Origin of the sequence: Luteimonas sp. MC1572 (assembly GCF_016615815.1) — a bacterium.
Classification (GTDB): Bacteria; Pseudomonadota; Gammaproteobacteria; order Xanthomonadales; family Xanthomonadaceae; genus Luteimonas.
The window spans coordinates 2,386,516-2,402,983 of record NZ_CP067112.1 but is presented as its reverse complement, the minus strand read 5'-3'; the positions used below and the strand labels follow the sequence as shown (position 1 = coordinate 2,402,983).

14 protein-coding genes are annotated in these 16,468 nt (G+C 65.1%); 6 read left to right on the top strand and 8 right to left on the bottom strand.

Annotated elements, in window-relative coordinates; genetic code table 11:
* Positions 1–39: 39 nt before the first annotated feature.
* The gene (locus JGR64_RS11030) at positions 40–465 is read right to left on the bottom strand and encodes a DUF721 domain-containing protein (RefSeq protein WP_199373425.1); all 426 of its coding nucleotides are present in this window, start codon (positions 463–465) and stop codon (positions 40–42) included.
* 120 nt (positions 466–585) lie between these two features.
* Here JGR64_RS11030 and JGR64_RS11025 point away from each other — a divergent pair, with 120 nt between their 5' ends.
* From JGR64_RS11025 to JGR64_RS11000, 6 genes are all read left to right on the top strand, one after another.
* A complete protein-coding gene (locus tag JGR64_RS11025) occupies positions 586–1,398 on the top strand; it encodes a M23 family metallopeptidase (RefSeq protein WP_233348231.1) in 813 nt (270 codons plus the stop codon).
* A gap of 153 nt (positions 1,399–1,551) precedes the next feature.
* Positions 1,552–4,278, top strand: coding sequence for a preprotein translocase subunit SecA (gene secA, locus JGR64_RS11020; protein ID WP_199373423.1), 2,727 nt, complete (start codon positions 1,552–1,554; stop codon positions 4,276–4,278).
* A gap of 78 nt (positions 4,279–4,356) precedes the next feature.
* The gene (locus JGR64_RS11015) at positions 4,357–5,325 is read left to right on the top strand and encodes a Nudix family hydrolase (protein WP_199373422.1); all 969 of its coding nucleotides are present in this window, start codon (positions 4,357–4,359) and stop codon (positions 5,323–5,325) included.
* An 83-nt stretch (positions 5,326–5,408) separates the two neighbouring features.
* Positions 5,409–6,032 (top strand): hypothetical protein, encoded by a 624-nt coding sequence (locus tag JGR64_RS11010; protein ID WP_199373421.1) that lies wholly within the window; start codon positions 5,409–5,411, stop codon positions 6,030–6,032.
* Between the two features lie 6 nt (positions 6,033–6,038).
* Positions 6,039–7,589 carry a DUF2235 domain-containing protein gene (locus JGR64_RS11005; protein WP_200649742.1) on the top strand — a complete coding sequence of 517 codons (1,551 nt, stop codon included), beginning with the start codon at positions 6,039–6,041 and terminating at the stop codon, positions 7,587–7,589.
* A complete protein-coding gene (locus tag JGR64_RS11000; protein ID WP_199373419.1) occupies positions 7,586–8,044 on the top strand; it encodes a hypothetical protein in 459 nt (152 codons plus the stop codon). Before JGR64_RS11005 ends, JGR64_RS11000 begins: the two co-directional genes overlap by 4 nt.
* Before the next feature lie 4 nt (positions 8,045–8,048).
* Here the strand turns inward: JGR64_RS11000 and coaE are convergent, their stop codons facing one another.
* The 7 genes from coaE to JGR64_RS10965 all read right to left on the bottom strand — a co-directional run bounded on the left by coaE (position 8,049) and on the right by JGR64_RS10965 (position 16,398).
* The gene (gene coaE / locus JGR64_RS10995) at positions 8,049–8,672 is read right to left on the bottom strand and encodes a dephospho-CoA kinase (RefSeq protein ID WP_199373418.1); all 624 of its coding nucleotides are present in this window, start codon (positions 8,670–8,672) and stop codon (positions 8,049–8,051) included.
* Positions 8,673–8,716: 44 nt separating this feature from the next.
* Positions 8,717–9,577, bottom strand: coding sequence for an A24 family peptidase (locus tag JGR64_RS10990; protein ID WP_199373417.1), 861 nt, complete (start codon positions 9,575–9,577; stop codon positions 8,717–8,719).
* A gap of 4 nt (positions 9,578–9,581) precedes the next feature.
* Positions 9,582–10,736, bottom strand: coding sequence for a type II secretion system F family protein (locus tag JGR64_RS10985; protein WP_233348192.1), 1,155 nt, complete (start codon positions 10,734–10,736; stop codon positions 9,582–9,584).
* 293 nt (positions 10,737–11,029) lie between these two features.
* Positions 11,030–12,754, bottom strand: a complete 1,725-nt coding sequence (pilB, locus tag JGR64_RS10980) for a type IV-A pilus assembly ATPase PilB (protein ID WP_199373415.1) — start codon at positions 12,752–12,754, stop codon at positions 11,030–11,032.
* 118 nt (positions 12,755–12,872) lie between these two features.
* Complete coding sequence (locus JGR64_RS10975) at positions 12,873–14,786, bottom strand: hypothetical protein (protein ID WP_199373414.1); 1,914 nt, start codon at positions 14,784–14,786, stop codon at positions 12,873–12,875.
* Between the two features lie 104 nt (positions 14,787–14,890).
* Positions 14,891–15,325, bottom strand: coding sequence for a pilin (locus JGR64_RS10970; RefSeq protein WP_199373413.1), 435 nt, complete (start codon positions 15,323–15,325; stop codon positions 14,891–14,893).
* Positions 15,326–15,705: 380 nt separating this feature from the next.
* A complete protein-coding gene (locus JGR64_RS10965; RefSeq protein WP_199373412.1) occupies positions 15,706–16,398 on the bottom strand; it encodes a hypothetical protein in 693 nt (230 codons plus the stop codon).
* Positions 16,399–16,468 lie beyond the last annotated feature (70 nt).

The following is a 16,468-nucleotide window of genomic DNA, read 5'->3' as shown; positions in this document are numbered from 1 at the left end:
CAGCACCGGTTCCGTTAACTTTTCACGTCGCCTCGACGTTTAGGATGTCCCGTCGCGCAAGGATGCCAAGGCGGCCCGCAACGATTCGGGAGCGGTCGCCGACAGGGGAAGTACGGTTGTTTCTGTCCGCGCAGGCGGGAGAAGCGGCTGGGTGGTGGTCCTGACCTTGAGCTCGTTGACGTCCAGTCCGTTCGATCGGGCGGCCTCGATGAGTCCCGGAGCGGCAAGCCTGAGTTTGGCGTTCCAGATTGGCGAATCCACCAGATAGACCAGCTTCGCGCCATCCACATTCGCAAGCCGCGCGTGCGCGGCCAGTGAAGGTGGCAAGTGGGGACGGAGCAGGCGGTCCAGAGCGTCGAGCCACATGGCGCGCTGGATCGGACGGCCGGCGGTATCGGCCAGAAGCGCGTCGAGGGCAGCGCGTGGACCTCGGGGGATTGCCTGCTTGGATCTGGAACTGGACATCTGATGACTCTACACCGCTCACTTCAACATTCGCAGGAGTGGCTCCTGCAATACGCCCGCCGCAGCGCCCTTCGGGTCGCGCGCGTCGCCGGCCGCAAACCGCTCGCCGCCGCTGCTGCCATGCTGGTGCTCGGCACCACGCTCGGTGCCAGCCTGCAGGCCGGGCACGTGAACAACCTCCAGGCGCAGCTGCAGACGCAGGACGCGCGCCTTGATGACACCCGCCGCGCCGCGCAGCGCGAGGTGAATGCACTGGCCGCCCGCCTCGGCGAGCTGCAGGCCCAGGCCAACCGCCTGAACGCGCTCGGCGACCGCCTGACCCGCGTTGCCCAGCTTGGCGACGGCGAATTCGACTTCAACCGCCCGGTGGGCGTGGGCGGCTACGGCCCGGTCGGCGACATGCCGGCCACCGAGCTGCGCGAGGGCATCGCTCAGGCGGGTTCCGAGCTCACCGGCGCCGGCAGCCAGCTCTCGGTGCTCGAGTCGCTGCTGTTCAACCGCGAGCTCGACCGCAACGCCGTGCCCTCGCGTTCGCCGGTGGCCGCCAGCTACATCACCTCCGGCTTCGGCCGCCGCGCCGATCCGTTCGGCGGCGGCGCCGCGTACCACAAGGGCATCGATTTCGACGCCAACACCGGCGACGCGGTGATGTCGGTCGCCGACGGCGTGGTCAGCTATTCCGGAGTGCGCTCGGGCTACGGCAACGTGGTCGAGGTGGACCACGGCAACGGCTACGTCACCCGCTACGCGCACAACTCGCGCAACGTGGTGAAGGTGGGCGACCTGGTGCGCGTGGGCCAGCAGATCGCGCGTGCCGGCTCCACCGGCCGCAGCACCGGCGCGCACGTGCACTTCGAGGTCTGGGAAAACGGCCGCGTCGCCAACCCGCGCCAGTTCCTCGGCGACCAGCAGGCGGTCGCCAAGCGCGGCTGATCCTGCGCCGGGGGGCTTGATAGGCGGCCTGCAGACCCCCACGGTACAATGTCGTCGCCAGCAGAGAAGGGCGCCCCGCGCCCTTTTCCTGTTTCCGGAACCATGACATCCCGGCGTAGTCCCCGGGCCACTCTTCACAGCAACGGTCAATCCATGCTCAATCGCCTGCTTACCAGCGTCTTCGGCAGCCGCAACGAACGCGTCGTCGGACAGTTCAACAAGGTTGTCGCCAAGGTCAATGCGTTCGAAACGCAGATGCAGGCGCTGTCAGACGCCGAGCTGCAGGCCAAGACCCCCGAATTCCGCGAGCGCATCGCCAACGGCGAGTCGCTCGACAAACTGCTGCCGGAAGCGTTCGCCGTCTGCCGCGAGGCCTCGGTCCGCGTGCTGGGCATGCGCCACTACGACGTGCAGCTGGTCGGCGGCATGGTGCTGCACACCGGCAAGATCGCCGAGATGCGCACCGGCGAAGGCAAGACCCTGGTCGGCACGTTGCCCACCTACCTCAACGCGCTCGAGGGCAAGGGCGTGCACGTGGTCACCGTCAACGACTACCTGGCGCGCCGCGACTCCGCGTGGATGGGCCGCCTGTACAACTGGCTCGGCCTGTCGGTCGGCGTGGTGTACCCGGGCATGCCGCACGGCGACAAGGCCGCCGCCTACGCCGCCGACATCACCTACGGCACCAACAACGAATTCGGGTTCGACTACCTGCGCGACAACATGGCGTTGTCGCGCGACCAGCGCCACCAGCGCGGCCTGCATTACGCCATCATCGACGAAGTCGACTCCATCCTGATCGACGAGGCGCGCACGCCGCTGATCATCTCCGGCCCGTCCGACGACTCGCCCGAGCTGTACATCAAGGTCAACCGCATCGTCCCCTCGCTCAGCCGCCAGGAAAAAGAGGACAGCGAGGGCGACTACTGGGTGGACGAGAAGGGCAAGCAGGTCCACCTGTCCGAGGCCGGCCAGGAACACGCCGAAAACCTGCTGCGCAGCGCCGGCATCCTCGGCGAGGACGACGGCCTGTACGCGCCGCAGAACATCCACGTGGTGCACCATCTCAACGCCGCGCTGCGCGCGCACGCCATCTACCAGCGCGACGTGGACTACATCGTGCGCGACGGCGAGGTGGTGATCGTGGACGAGTTCACCGGCCGCACCCTCACCGGGCGCCGCTGGTCCGACGGCCTGCACCAGGCGGTCGAGGCCAAGGAAGGCGTTCCGGTGCAGCGCGAGAACCAGACGCTCGCCAGCATCACCTTCCAGAACCTGTTCCGCATGTACGGCAAGCTCGCCGGCATGACCGGCACCGCCGATACCGAAGCGTTCGAGTTCCAGTCCATCTACAACCTGGAAGTGGTGGTCATCCCCACCAACCGCGAGATGGTTCGCAAGGACCATCCGGATGCGGTGTTCCTCAACCGCGCCGGCAAGTACCGCGCGGTGATCAACGAGCTGAAGGACGCACACGCGCGCCAGCAGCCGGTGCTGGTCGGCACCACCTCGATCGAAGTCTCCGAGATGCTCAGCCAGCAGCTCACCGAGGCCGGCATCCACCACGAAGTGCTCAACGCCAAGCAGCACGAGCGCGAGGCGCAGATCGTCGCCAACGCGGGTGCGCCGGGCGCGGTCACCATCGCCACCAACATGGCCGGCCGCGGTACCGACATCGTGCTCGGCGGTTCGCTGGAGGCCGAGATCGCCGCGCTCGAGGCCGAGCAGGGCGAGATCGACGACGCTACGCGCGCGCGCCTCAAGGCGGCCTGGCAGCAGCGCCACGACGCGGTGAAGGCAGCCGGCGGGCTGCACATCGTCGGCACCGAGCGCCACGAGTCGCGCCGCATCGACAACCAGCTGCGCGGCCGCTCCGGGCGCCAGGGCGACCCGGGCTCCAGCCGCTTCTACCTGTCGCTCGAAGACAACCTGATGCGCATCTTCGCCGCCGACTGGGTGCAGAAGGTCATGGCGCGCATGGGCCTGAAGGAAGACGACATCATCGAGTCGCCGCTCGTCTCCAAGCAGATCGCCAACGCGCAGCGCAAGGTCGAGGCCCACAACTTCGACATCCGCAAGAACCTGCTCGACTTCGACGACGTCAACAACGACCAGCGCAAGGTGATCTACGCGCAGCGCGATGAACTGCTCGACGCCGACAGCATCCACGACAACGTCGCCGGCATCCGCGGCGACGTGGTGGGCGAGCTGGTGGACCGCTTCGTGCCGCCGGACTCGATCGACGAGCAGTGGGACCTCGCCGGCCTGCAGGCGGCGCTCGAAGCCGACTTCGGCCAGAACGTGGACCTGGTGCATTGGGCCACCTCGCAGTCCGAACTCGACGCCGAGGGCATCCAGAACCACGTCCAGGACCTGATGGCCAAGGTGTTCAGCGACAAGGAAGCATCGGTCGGTGGCGAGACCATGCGCATGCTCGAGAAGCACATCATGCTCAGCGTGCTCGACGACAACTGGAAGCAGCACCTTGCGCGCATGGATTACCTGCGCCAGGGCATCCACCTGCGCGGCTACGCCCAGAAGCAGCCCAAGCAGGAGTACAAGAAGGAAGCCTTCGAGCTGTTCTCCGAGCTGCTGGACAAGGTCAAGCGCGAAGTCATCACCCTGCTGGCCCGCGTGCGCGTGCGCAGCGAGGAAGAAGTGGCGGCGATGGAAGCGCAGGAGCGCCAGCAGGCCGAGGCCCAGGCGCGCAACCTGCAGTTCCAGCACGCCGATTCCGGCGGCTACGGCGCCGACGAAGAGGCCGCGACTCCCGACTACCAGCTCGACGGTCCGCCCGGCATGCCGAAGGTTGGTCGCAACGAGCCGTGCCCCTGCGGCAGCGGCAAGAAGTTCAAGCACTGCCATGGGCAGATCGCCTGACGGAATGGTCCCGCGGGATCGCCCCCGTCCGCACGCCGGGCACCTTCCCCCGCTGACCCGGGGGAAGAGGGCCGCGGCATGAAGGTGACCGAAGTCGTTGCGGGCGTGTTGAGCGACGCGCGCGGCAGGGTGCTGCTGACGCGGCGCACCGTGAACCGCGACTTCGCCGGTCTGTGGGAATTCCCCGGCGGCAAGCGCGAACCGGGCGAGGGCGCCGACGAAGCGCTGGCCCGCGAACTGCACGAAGAACTCGGCATCACCGCCACCGTTGGCGCGCCGCTGATTACCGTGCCGCAGGCATATCCGGGCAAGCGGCTGCGCCTGGACGTACGCCGCATCGCGCGCTGGCAGGGCGTGCCGCGCGGCCGCGAAGGCCAGGCCCTGGCCTGGGTGCCGCTGCACAAGCTGCACACCTACGCCATGCCCCCCGCGGACATTCCCGTGGTGGCTGCGCTGCACCAGCCCGATCGCTATCTGGTCACCCCGCTGCCTGCGGATGACGGCGACCCCGCACGCGCCGATGCGGCCTGGCTGGCGTCGCTGGACGCCTCGCTGGATGCCGGCATCGCACGCGTGCAGCTGCGCCTGCCCGGGCTGGAGCCGGCGCGGGTGCGCACGCTGGCCGGCGCGGCCTTTGATCGATGCAGGCGCACCGGCGCCGAGATGCTGGTCAATGGCGACGCACAGCTGGCGCGCGAACTCGGCGCCGGCCTGCACCTGCGTGCCGCACAGCTCGCCGCGCTCGGCGAACGCCCGGTGCTGGCGGAGGGCGCGGCGCTGGCCGCCTCGTGCCACGACGCGGATGAGCTGCAGCACGCCGCGCGCCTGGCCTGCGACTTTTGCTTGGTCGGCCCGGTGATGGCCACTGCCACGCACCCCGGCCAGGCCGGTATCGGCTGGACAAGGTTTTCCGAGCTGCGCGAAGGCGTGGCGCTGCCGATGTACGCCATCGGCGGCATGGGGGAGGAGGACATCACAGTGGCCAGACGGCACGGCGGGCAGGGCGTCGCGGCTATCCGTGGCCTGTGGACGTACCTGTCGCGCTGAAACTGTGACGCGCGGACAAACCCGACTTGACGCCCTCACCGGGCCTGACTAGCTTCGGGCGCAGACCATAAGGATATGGACGCATGCGCAGATGCCACCACCCGCGCGCAGGCCTGGCGGCCTTCCTCGCCGCAGTACTGACCGGCGCCACGCTGCTGCAGGGATGCAATGCCGTGGAGCCCGAGTTCGATCCGATGACGCCGCCCCCGGGGCATGGTCCGTTTACCGGCACGGTGGCGGATTGGCCGTTGTGGTTTGCGTGGCATCAGTTTGGGACGCATTGCTTCAGCACGCAGAGCTGCAAGATCGTCTATGCGGGACGCCCCCATGGCGTCGAGCGGCCAGGTCCGTCGTTCGAATCCCTGGGCAGGCCGCTAGAGAAAGTACTGCGTGCAGGGCGCGGACCGATCAGGAACTTCCCGCCGCCTGCCGAAGTGATCTGGACGTCCCAGGATGGAACATCACTGGCAGCCAGCGTGGACATGGCGGAGATCTTCGCGGACCGCATGGTGAGACACACGGTCGCGCGCGAGGACATCCTAGAGGACAGCAACATTCCCTATCCCGGGATCATTATCGTCGTGGATGACCGCACCGTCAGCGTATACATGAGCACGTGGATGGCGTTGAGAGAGCTGAAGAATCCAGAGAACCCCTACAGCAACCAGCACTCGGGAATTGTGCTGGTTCACTCAAGGACATACTGATATTGATTGAGTGCAATCAAGGAGGATTGCATGACTGGCTACAGACTGACACCGGACGGAGTTCAAGCCAGGCCGGCAACAAAAAACGAACTGGCATCGCTGCAATTGGCAGAAGATCGGCTCTTGCAGTTGAGAGTGCCTCTGCTGCTCGAGACAAGTCGCGACCGCGTGTTTGTAGTCGCGATTGATGGTACCGGCAACAGCATTCACAGGGACGCGCCGACGGAACACACGCTCGTCGGACGCTTAAAAGATGACATCGAGGCGCTGGAGGCGCCGAGGATCGCTGTCGGATATGTCGAAGGCATAGGTACACAGGACGAGTACATATCAAGTCGGCTCGACAGCATGTTTGCGGTGACCTTCCAGCCCCGCGTCGAGCAGGGCTATTACCAGTTCTGCGTCCAGGCCGCCAAATGGATCGATGAAGATCCCGGCGTCCGTATCCACCTTGTGGGCATCGGCTTCAGTCGCGGGGCAGAGCAGGTTCCCGCGCTGCAGCGATTGATCCATGAAAGAGGGATCCGGGACCCGACCGATGCCGATATCGCCTACGGGTCCGACGGCCGGCTCAGCAGCATCAAGTACGCCGACCGCCCGCCGCTCGTGCCACCCGGCCGAACAGTGCAGGTCGCGCTGATCCACGACCCGGTCGCCGCCTCCATAAAAGACGAGCCGCGGGCATTCCCGAGCTCGAATGTCAGCGCATTGGGGTTCACCGCCCTGCACGAAGCACGCGGCCTCTTCGATGCCACACGCCACTTGCCCGACGGACTGTCGGAGCGCGGCCGCGTCGCCAGCTTCTCCGTGCCCGGCGCGCACGCGGACGTCGGGGGCGGCTACCTGATCGACGGCATTTCCCGGCGCGTCCAGAACATGGACGTGGACTACCTCAACACCATGTTTGGCGCGCAACTGCTGCAAAAGGTGCCGGTGCCGCTCGACCCACGCCTGTACGTCATCCACAGCTCGGACCAGCACCAGCTCGGCGTCATCGACACCGTGCACTACCGGCGCAACGGTGAGCGTCGCATCCACACCGACCTGTCGCCTGCGTGCAAGGTGCTGGTTCCCGATCCCTGCGCCAGGGACCCCGTCGACCACGATCTCGCAGCCACCCTGCAGTGGCGTCATGTGGAGCGCGGACGTACACCGGGCGGCACCGACCCGAAGATGGATGCGGCGCTGACCGCCATCGAACGGATGCATACGCGCGAGGTGACGCTGCTCGACCACGTTGCAGCGCGATCGTCCCTCCCTATGCGGGCGGAAATACTGGTGGCGCGCGACACCGTGGAGGTCATGTTCGACCAGCTTTTCGACGCCGCGCAGCGCCAAGGAGCGGCCAGCATGTCAGCGGTGGCCACGGCCTATCTCGAGACCCCCATGGGCCAGGTCTTCAAGTCCGGTCTGCGACTCGGCCAAGCCTGGTCGACTACATACCGGAGTGACGAAGACCACGTCCGCCTGCGCGCAGAGGTGGAGCAGGACGTAGTGCGCCGACCGCCTCACCCGGTCGCGTCAGGGCAGGGTGCGCCGGCGATGCTGCCCCCATGACCCGGTTGCCGGCCGATCTCGACCCGCGCGAGTTCGCGCTGCAGCTGGCCGTCGTGGCCGGGCGCCTCGACGAGCGGAGCACGCGCGCGGTCGAACAACTTGAGCGCACCAGCGCCGACTTCCGACGCGAGGTCACGTCCGCTGCCAACACACTCGGGGCAGAGCACACCCGGGCAGCGGTGGCGCAGGCTGTTGCGGTCGAGTCGCGCATGCGCGTGCTCTGGATCGCATCAGCAGCGCTGCTGATCGGCGCCGTGGTCGCCGTTGCCGGCGCGACGCTGGCCTTGGCTTCAGCCAAGCGCGAGCTGGCTTCGATCAGCCGCGATCAACGGCTTCTCGAGGCGATCAATGCGGCCGATCTCACCCTGTGCGGTGATCGGGTCTGCGCGCGTGTGGAGACAGGGGAGCCGTATGCAGGCGCGCACGGCCCATACCGTACCGTTGCCCGGCGCTGACCAGCTATCCGCGCGCCGCAGCACCCCGCGCCAGCTCCAGGTAGCGCCCATGCAGCGCCGTCACCGCGCCGTCCAGCGCCGCGACCGGCCCGTCATTGATGATCACATCGTCGGCAATCGCCAGCCGCTCCTCGCGGCCGGCCTGTGCGCGGATCATCTTCCACGCCAGCGCCTCGTCGATGCCGTCGCGACGCAGTAGCCGCGCCAGCTGCACGTCGACAGGCACGTCGACCACCAGCACGCGGTGCAACCAGGGGTATGCCGCACGGCCGCCTTCTGCGAGCAAGGGGATGGCGGCAATGGCGTAAGGGCCCGGCGCTGCCGCGCAGGCGGCGCGCAACGCGAGGCGCACGCGCGGGTGGATGATGGCTTCCAGGCGATGCCGCGCGGTGGCGTCGTTGAACACCAGGCGGCGCATCGCAGGGCGGTCGAGGTCGCCTTCGGCATCGAGGGCGTCCGCGCCAAACACGGACACGACTTCCGCCAAGCCTTCGGTACCGCGGGCCACCACGTCACGGGATGCCTGGTCGGCGTCGGCGACGATGATGCCGAGCGCGCGGAAGCGGCGCTCCACTTCGGACTTGCCGGAGGCGATGCCCCCGGTGAGGGCGATGGTGTAGTCGGCCATGCGATGAGTGTGGCAGGCATCTCCCCGTTTTCGGGGGAGAGAGGTCAGAACCCGGCGTAGGCCATGTATGCGCCCATGATCTGCTCGCCCCACATGAAGACGATCCAGCCGGCGACGGCCAGGAACGGACCGAACGGGATCGGGGTGGCACGGTCGCGGCCCTTGATGGCCAGCCAGGCGCCGCCAACAATGGCGCCCACCAGCGAAGACATCAGGATGGTCGGCAGCACGCCGGCCAGGCCGCACCAGGCGCCCAGCGCGGCCAGCAGCTTGAAGTCGCCGTGGCCCATGCCTTCCTTGCCGGTGACCTGCTTGAACACCCACCACACCGACCACAGGCTCACGTAGCCGGCAATGGCGCCCAACAGCGCCGCCTTGGGCGCGACGTACAGGTTCTCCACCGCCGCGATCAACCCCAGCCACATCAGCGGCAAGGTCAGCGAATCAGGCAGCAGCTGCGTGCGCAGGTCGATGCCCGACAGTGCGATCAGGAAGCAGGTGAGCAGGCAGGCGCCAAAGCCCTGCCAGCCGAAGCCGAAGCGCCACACGCACAGCACCATCAGCAGCATCGTCAGCAGCTCGACCGCCGGGTACTGCGCGGAGATGGGCGCCTTGCATGAGCGGCACTTGCCGCGCAGCGCCAGCCAGCTGAACACCGGGATGTTCTCGAACCAGCTGAGCTGATGGCCGCAGTGCGGGCAGTGCGAGCGCTCCACCACGATCCCCGGTGGCGGCGGGTCGTACATCTCCGGCTCGCCAAGCATCTCGCGGCTGTCGCGCTTCCACTCCCACTCCATGCGCCTGGGCAGGCGCAGGATCACCACGTTGAGGAAGCTGCCGACCAGCAGGCCGAGGCCTGCGATCACCGGGTAGCCCAGTTCGGGGTTGTCGCCGAGGAAAGACATTTACCTAGATGGTGCCCGCGATCTTGAAGATCGGCAGGTACATGCCGATCACCATCGAGCCCACCACGCCGCCGATGATGACCATGATCATCGGCTCCAGCAGGCTGCTCAGCGCATCGACCGAGTTGTTGACCTCTTCCTCGAAGAACTCGGCCACCTTGAACAGCATGGTGTCCAGCGCGCCGGCCTCTTCGCCGATGGCGGTCATCTGCACCACCATGTGCGGGAAAATGTTGACCTGCTTCATGGCCATGTTGAGCTGGTAGCCCACGGACACGTCGTCCTTGATCTCGTGCACGGCCTTCTCGTATACCTGGTTGCCGGTGGCGCCGGCCACGATGTCCAGTGCTTCGACCAGCGGAACGCCGGCCCTGAAAGTGGTGGCCAAGGTGCGGGCGAAGCGGGCGACGGCGGCGTTGTGGAGAATCTGGCCGATGACCGGAATCTTCAGTACCAGCCTGTCCATCAGATGCTGCAACGGGGGCGAGCGCCTGTAGGAGTACATGAAAAAGCAGCCGCCGCCGACAATGATCGCCAATATCAGCCACCACCACGCGATCATGAAGTCGCTTGCGTTGATGATCAGCTGGGTAAACGCCGGCAGGTCGGCGCCGAAGCTCTTGAAGGTCGCCTGGAACTGCGGCACCACGAACACCAGCAAGACCGCGCTGACCAGGATCGCCACCGCGATCACCGTGGCCGGATAGAACAGCGCCTTCTTGATCTTGCCCTTCAGGCTCTCGGTGTTTTCCTTGTAGGTAGCGATGGTGTCGAGCACAGTCTCAAGCACGCCGGCCGTTTCACCCGCCTTCACCAGGTTGCGGTACAGCTCGTCAAATTGCACCGGGTGCTTGCTCATCGATTCGTAGATCGAGGAACCGCCCTCGATGTCGAGGCGCACGGTGTTAACCATCACCTTCATGCGCTCATTCTTGTGGCCGTTGCCAATGATCTCCAGCGCCTGCACCACCGGCACGCCGGACTTGATCATGGTGGCTAGCTGCCGGCTGAACACCGCGATTTCCTTGGCGGTAATCTTCTGGCCCGCGCTGCCAAACAGTGGTTTGGCCTTTGGCTTTACTACAGTGGGGGTGATGCCCTGGCGTCGCAGTTCGGCGCGCAGCAGGTTGGCGTTCTTCGCCGACTGCTCGCCCTTCATCTTCTTGCCGCGCTTGTCGGTGCCCTCCCAGACGAACGGCGACAGTTCCACGCCAGTGCGCGTCGGACCAGTGGGCTTCTTCTTCGCGGCGGACCGCGCGGCGGTACGAGACACGGCCATGCTCTAGCTCCCCAGAAGGCCCGTTACCCCGATCGGGCCACAAGCTCCCATCCTAAACCCTTGCAAGACAAAGTGAAATTTTCGTTTGTGACGCCCGGCAGACTTCCGCCGTCCCTTCCACCGCAAAGCGGCGGAAGGTGGCCCAAAGGGGCGCATCGGGACGCCCTCGCGGGTCAGTCCACCGTAATCCGGTTGATCTCTGCCAGTGTAGTCAGCCCGTTCTTCACCTTGAGTAGGGCGGATTGACGCAGGTCCTTGACGCCGGCCGCCTTGGCCACCTCGGCAATCTGGATCGCATTGCCCCCCTGCAGCACGATGGTCTGGATCTCCTCGCTCATCGGCAGTACCTGGTACACGCCAAGCCGTCCCTTGTAGCCGCCGGTGCACTCGTCGCAGCCCACAGCCTCATAGATCGTGAATCCTTCATGGATCTCGTCGGCGGTAAAGCCCTCCGCCAGAAGTGCGTTGTCTGGCAGTTCTTGGGGCTGCTTGCACTTGCTGCACAGGCGTCGCGCCAAGCGCTGGGCGATTACCAGGGTCACCGAACTCGTGATGTTGTAGGGCGCAATGCCCATGTTCATCAGTCGGGCAATGGTCTGAGGGGCGTCGTTGGTGTGCAGGGTGCTAAGCACCATGTGGCCGGTCTGCGCCGCCTTGATGGCGATCTCGGCGGTCTCCAGGTCGCGGATCTCACCCACCATGATGATGTCCGGGTCCTGGCGCAGGAAGCTGCGGAGCGCTGCGGCGAAGGTCATGCCGCGCTTTACGTTCTGCTGTACCTGGTTGACGCCGGGCAACCGGATTTCCACCGGGTCCTCCGCGGTCGAGATATTGCGAGTCTCGTCGTTCAGGATCCCCAGAGCGGTGTACAGGCTCACCGTCTTGCCGGAGCCGGTTGGGCCGGTGACCAGCACCATGCCGTAGGGCTTGTGGATGGCTTCCAGGAACAGCTTCTGCTGCTCAGGCTCGTAACCAAGTTTCTCGACGCCCAGCTTGGCTGCGCTGCCGTCGAGGATACGCAACACGACCTTCTCGCCGAACAGCGTAGGCAACGTGCTGACACGGAAGTCGATCTGCTTGGTCTTGGAGAGGTTGAGTTTGATACGGCCGTCCTGCGGCACGCGCTTCTCGGCAATGTCCAGCTGCGCCATGACTTTCAAGCGCGCGGTGATGCGCTGGTTGAGTTTCACCGGCATCTTGGCGACTTGCTTGAGGATGCCGTCGATGCGCAGGCGCACCCGGTAGTCTGTTTCGTACGGCTCGAAATGGATGTCGGAGGCGCCCTTCTTGATGGCGTCGATCAGCACCTTGTTGATGAACTTGACCACCGGCGTGTCGTCGCCCTTGGCGCTGACGCCATCGTCGGTCCCGTCCTCCTCACCCCCGCTGATGTCGAGCTTCTCCAAGCCTTCACTGTCATCGAGTGTGTCGCCGAACGTATCGCTGCTCTCCTGCCATAGCTCGATGGTGCGTCGGATGCGCTCTTCGTCGACGAGTATGGGTTCGACGGTCAGATTGGTATGGAACTTGACCTCGTCCAAAGCGTGGGTATTGGTCGGGTCTGCGACGCCGACGAACAGGCGCCCGCCACGCTTGAACAGCGGCAGCACGTTGTGCTTTGCAAGCAGCTCGTCTGTGACCAGCTTGATGGCGCTTTGCGTGCCATCCATGACCGAGGGGTCGAACACGGGCATGCCGAATTCAATGGAGTTGGCCGCTGCCATTTGTGCCGAAGTGACGAGCTTTGCTTCACGCAAATATGACGCAATAGGCTTGCGCTCGGCGGTCGCCCTGTCTAGCGAGTCTCGGGCGGTGGCCTCGTCGAGCGCTCCATCCAACACCAAGCGGCGTGCGATTCCCGTAATGCCCGCGAGGTTGCTTGTCTGAACTGCGCTCATTTAGGTTTCCTTCCGACATGTAGGCCGAAATCGATGCACGAAGCGTGCCGTGGGCCTTGCGGTTTGTCCAGCAGATGCAATTCTGCTAACGGTCTTGTCCTGCATTGGCACGGAACTGTCACCGCCCGGCCTTTGACCTGCGATCGTCGAGCATCGCCTGTACGCGTGAGATCTCATCTTGGGCCGGGGTGTCAAACGGACGTGCTCGCCGCTTGAGTTCGCCTAGCAGCTCTTCTGCTTGTTCGAACTTTCCGTTGTCGATATAGATGCGCGCCAACAGCGCCGCCAATGGTAGATAGCGAGTCGCGTTCCACACTATCTCGGCGTGGTGCTCGGCTTCCTTCCATTCCCCGCCCCGGGCGTGCATGCGGGCCGCGATAGTTCTGGTGGAAAACTTGGCGGGTGCGGTTTCTGGCTGCCCGTCAGCACTATCCACCAGTGCTGCGAGCGTAGATCCGATCATCCCTGGAGTTACGGCTCCACACGTGTGGGTTTGTGTAACGTTCACAAGTAGTCGTGCCATCTGCAATTCGGCGATGGTCACGCGCGAGCGATGCCCTTCGGTTGCCGCTTCAAGATGCTTCGGGTCTGCACCTTTTCCGTCTAGGCAACCAATGACAACCATCTGGAGATTACCTATCGCGCGTTCCTCAGGCTCGGCGCTGGTCAGCAACGGTCTGGTGACCTCCACGGCTGATGCGTAATCTTTGTTCCAGAACGAAATTGTTGCTGCATCGAGGCGGGCGCGCAGTGATTCAGGGTGGTGGTACAGGCCCTGCGCGACGATGGTTTCACCCTGCTGCCAGACCAAGACTCGTCCGAAGGTGGCGAACGCGAGGGTGAGGGTGAGGGCGGAAACGGCCACGATGCCGAGCCGTCGGGGGTTGGCCATGCGCGACCATGTGGTATCGGGGATCAGCCCGAGCAGTCCGAACGCCATGAGCAGCAACCCGAAAGCCGGCAGGTAGTTCCGGTGCTCGTAGTACATCTCGAGCGGCAGGAAGCTGGATTCCACCGAGTGCGCGACTAGGAAGAAGAACCATCCCGCGAATACCGCCGGCGCACGCTTGCGGATGGCAATGGCGAACAGGGACAACGTGACAAGGGCGACAATGGCCAAGAGCGTTGTTGGCGGTGACAGTAGTCCGCTGGAAACCGGGTAACCATCGGTGTACAGCCCCATTTGCGGGCCTCGTGGCAAGAACCACATGCCGATGTAGTCGATCATGGCACGCGCTTGGGTCATCAGGCGCTGCCACAGCGTGAAGTTCCACTCGGCGTAACCTGCCAGCAAGCGGTCCGGCGCGAACGCCAGCAGTCCGAGTACAGCCATCACGGGCAGTGCTACGAACAAGCCGAAGAAACCCCACACCAGTCGCGGGTCTCGCGCAGGTCGTTGGAAGTACGCCAGTTCGAGAACCAGGCACAAGAACCCGGCGATAGCGGCGTTCTGCTTGCTCAGGATGCCAAGCGCCAGCAGAAGCGGGAACGTCAGGAACAGGTGCAGGGAAGCGGTGCGGACACGGCCTGCTGCCAATTGCTGGCGGGCGACGAGATAGATGGCCACCGCTGCCAAGGAGAAGAACGCGGCCAGTTGCGCCATCCGTTGCACTGCGTACAAGACGGTGCTCACGTGCAGCGGATGCAGCAACCAGAGAGCGGTGGCGGCCAACGCCAGGACATCGGCGTGAGCAGCAAGCCGAGGATCAAGGCGCAGGACGCGACGTAGCAGCCACCAACCCAATATTCCGCAAAGCAGATGGACAACGACGTTGCCCAGCTTGTAGGAAAACGGGCCGACGCCACCCAGCGAGGTGGTCAACATGAAGCTGGCCATTGCCACGGGTCGCGAATTGATTACCGATGCCGGGTTGGGCAGCAATGTTGCCAGCCAGCCCTGCTGGCCGGCGTGCCAGGCTTCCACGGGTGAGAGCACGACATGGTCATCGAGCAGGAATGGGCCATAAAGACCGAGCCAGTACAAGACCACGGTGGCGACGCAAGCCAGGCCAAGCAATATCAATGGGCGCATGCGCGGCTTCCTCACGCTAGTACGATAAGCGGTTGGCGACCAACCCGCCAAAAAAAACCCTGGCCGAAGCCAGGGTTTGAAGAGCAGCTGTAGCGAACCCTGGATTACGGGCGGCACTCGGCCGGCACGTGACGCGCCTCGCCAGCGGTGAAGGCGCAGACCCAGTTGACCGGCTGGTCGACGGCTGCCTGGCTGGGGCTGAGGGTCAGAATCGGCTGCACGGTGGCGCCCGTCGCCTTCGTGGTCACGGTGATAACGCCGCTCGCGACGCCAATGCTGGCCACGTAGTCGGTTGCGTTAGCGGCAAAGCTGAAACCGGCAGCCGAAGCGTCGGTCACAGCAGTTGCAAGGATGCCGCGTGCGGAGGCAGTTTCGGCAACAGCAAGCTTCGCCGGAGCGGCCTGGGCAACGCCTTCCGAAACGCGGGCGCGGATGCTGTAGTCCTGGTACGCCGGCAGCGCGATGGCAACGAGGATGCCGAGGATCGCGATCACGATCATCAGTTCGATGAGGGTAAAGCCCTTCTGGATCTTCTTCATGGTGTATCCCCTAGAGGTGTGAGTTTGCTTCACGTGCTGCAGTGCCGGCAGTGGTTCCGGAACCGTGCTTGCCGTGCGTCACGCTGCACGTGCAGCAGGATCATACGCACAAGCCGTGCCAATGCTGCTGGCCGATCCGGGAAGTTTGCGATCTGCAATCGCAATCACGGATAGCAGGTGAATGTGAGGGGCATGAAGTGACGTGGTCTGTCATGTACGAAACGTGACTGACAAATAGCGTCACATTGCGTGTGTCGGCGCGCACGGTTTTTCCGTGACGTGGACGCGCTGCGTCAGTCGGCACGGCCGTCAGTGCGCAAATCAAGGTCGCGCAAGGCAAGTCCAGAGGAGTGACGCTGGATGACGGCAGCTGCCGTTGTTCAGCGCGACTTGCCGTTGTCCCGGGTCACAACCCAGTCGGGAAGCGCGGTGGATGGGTCGATCAACAACTGGCCTTCGCCACGTCGGGAGACGACGGGCATGAGGCGCGCCGGGTCCACAGCACCTGGTGCGCGCTCTGCGGCCTCGAGAATTTGCCCAGCGACGTCCTTGAAGGGCATGTAGTACTTCGGGGTGCGCTCGATCCCTGCGCCACCCGCCATGAATTCCTCGATCACCGCATGTCGCTGTTCGGGCTCCGTGGGCATGCGTGTACCAACCAGCACGGGTCCGGTCCACGACAGGCGCCGCCACTCGGGGCGTGAGGCCTTGGCGAGGTCCTCGTCGGCGATCTCGTTTGCGAACACCACGGTGAACGTCTCTGGAGTACCGACAAGGAACACCGGGCGGCCGCCCCAGAGGGTGTGCAGGCCGTAGCCGAGGAAGGCCAGCTGCGCGATCGCAACCATGATCAGATCGAACTTCAGCCCCCACTTGCCCGGTTTGTAAAGGATCAGCGTCAGCAGCGGCCCAGCCGTCAGGTCGATCCCCAGCATCACCAGCAGGATGCGATCCAGCCCCGCCACCTTGTACAGGCCGTGCGGATACCAGAGCAGGAACGCAGTGATGGCGATGCCGCCGATCACCAAGAGACTGAGGGCGAGGTGGCTTCCGGCGGCTTTCCAGCGGGTCATGGGATGCGGCTGCGATGGAGAGGGCCGGATTGTTCCCGGCGTGCAGGTTCGCTGCAAGGTGGCCCCCATC

Coding starts and splice junctions, on each gene's coding strand:
- JGR64_RS11030 (WP_199373425.1), bottom strand. CDS start 465: ATGTCCAGTTCCAGATCCAAGCAGGCAATCCCCCGAGGTCCACGCGCT.
- JGR64_RS11025 (WP_233348231.1), top strand. CDS start 586: ATGCTGGTGCTCGGCACCACGCTCGGTGCCAGCCTGCAGGCCGGGCAC.
- secA (WP_199373423.1), top strand. CDS start 1,552: ATGCTCAATCGCCTGCTTACCAGCGTCTTCGGCAGCCGCAACGAACGC.
- JGR64_RS11015 (WP_199373422.1), top strand. CDS start 4,357: ATGAAGGTGACCGAAGTCGTTGCGGGCGTGTTGAGCGACGCGCGCGGC.
- JGR64_RS11010 (WP_199373421.1), top strand. CDS start 5,409: ATGCGCAGATGCCACCACCCGCGCGCAGGCCTGGCGGCCTTCCTCGCC.
- JGR64_RS11000 (WP_199373419.1), top strand. CDS start 7,586: ATGACCCGGTTGCCGGCCGATCTCGACCCGCGCGAGTTCGCGCTGCAG.
- coaE (WP_199373418.1), bottom strand. CDS start 8,672: ATGGCCGACTACACCATCGCCCTCACCGGGGGCATCGCCTCCGGCAAG.
- JGR64_RS10990 (WP_199373417.1), bottom strand. CDS start 9,577: ATGTCTTTCCTCGGCGACAACCCCGAACTGGGCTACCCGGTGATCGCA.
- JGR64_RS10985 (WP_233348192.1), bottom strand. CDS start 10,736: ATGAAGGGCGAGCAGTCGGCGAAGAACGCCAACCTGCTGCGCGCCGAA.
- pilB (WP_199373415.1), bottom strand. CDS start 12,754: ATGAGCGCAGTTCAGACAAGCAACCTCGCGGGCATTACGGGAATCGCA.
- JGR64_RS10975 (WP_199373414.1), bottom strand. CDS start 14,786: ATGCGCCCATTGATATTGCTTGGCCTGGCTTGCGTCGCCACCGTGGTC.
- JGR64_RS10970 (WP_199373413.1), bottom strand. CDS start 15,325: ATGAAGAAGATCCAGAAGGGCTTTACCCTCATCGAACTGATGATCGTG.
- JGR64_RS10965 (WP_199373412.1), bottom strand. CDS start 16,398: ATGACCCGCTGGAAAGCCGCCGGAAGCCACCTCGCCCTCAGTCTCTTG.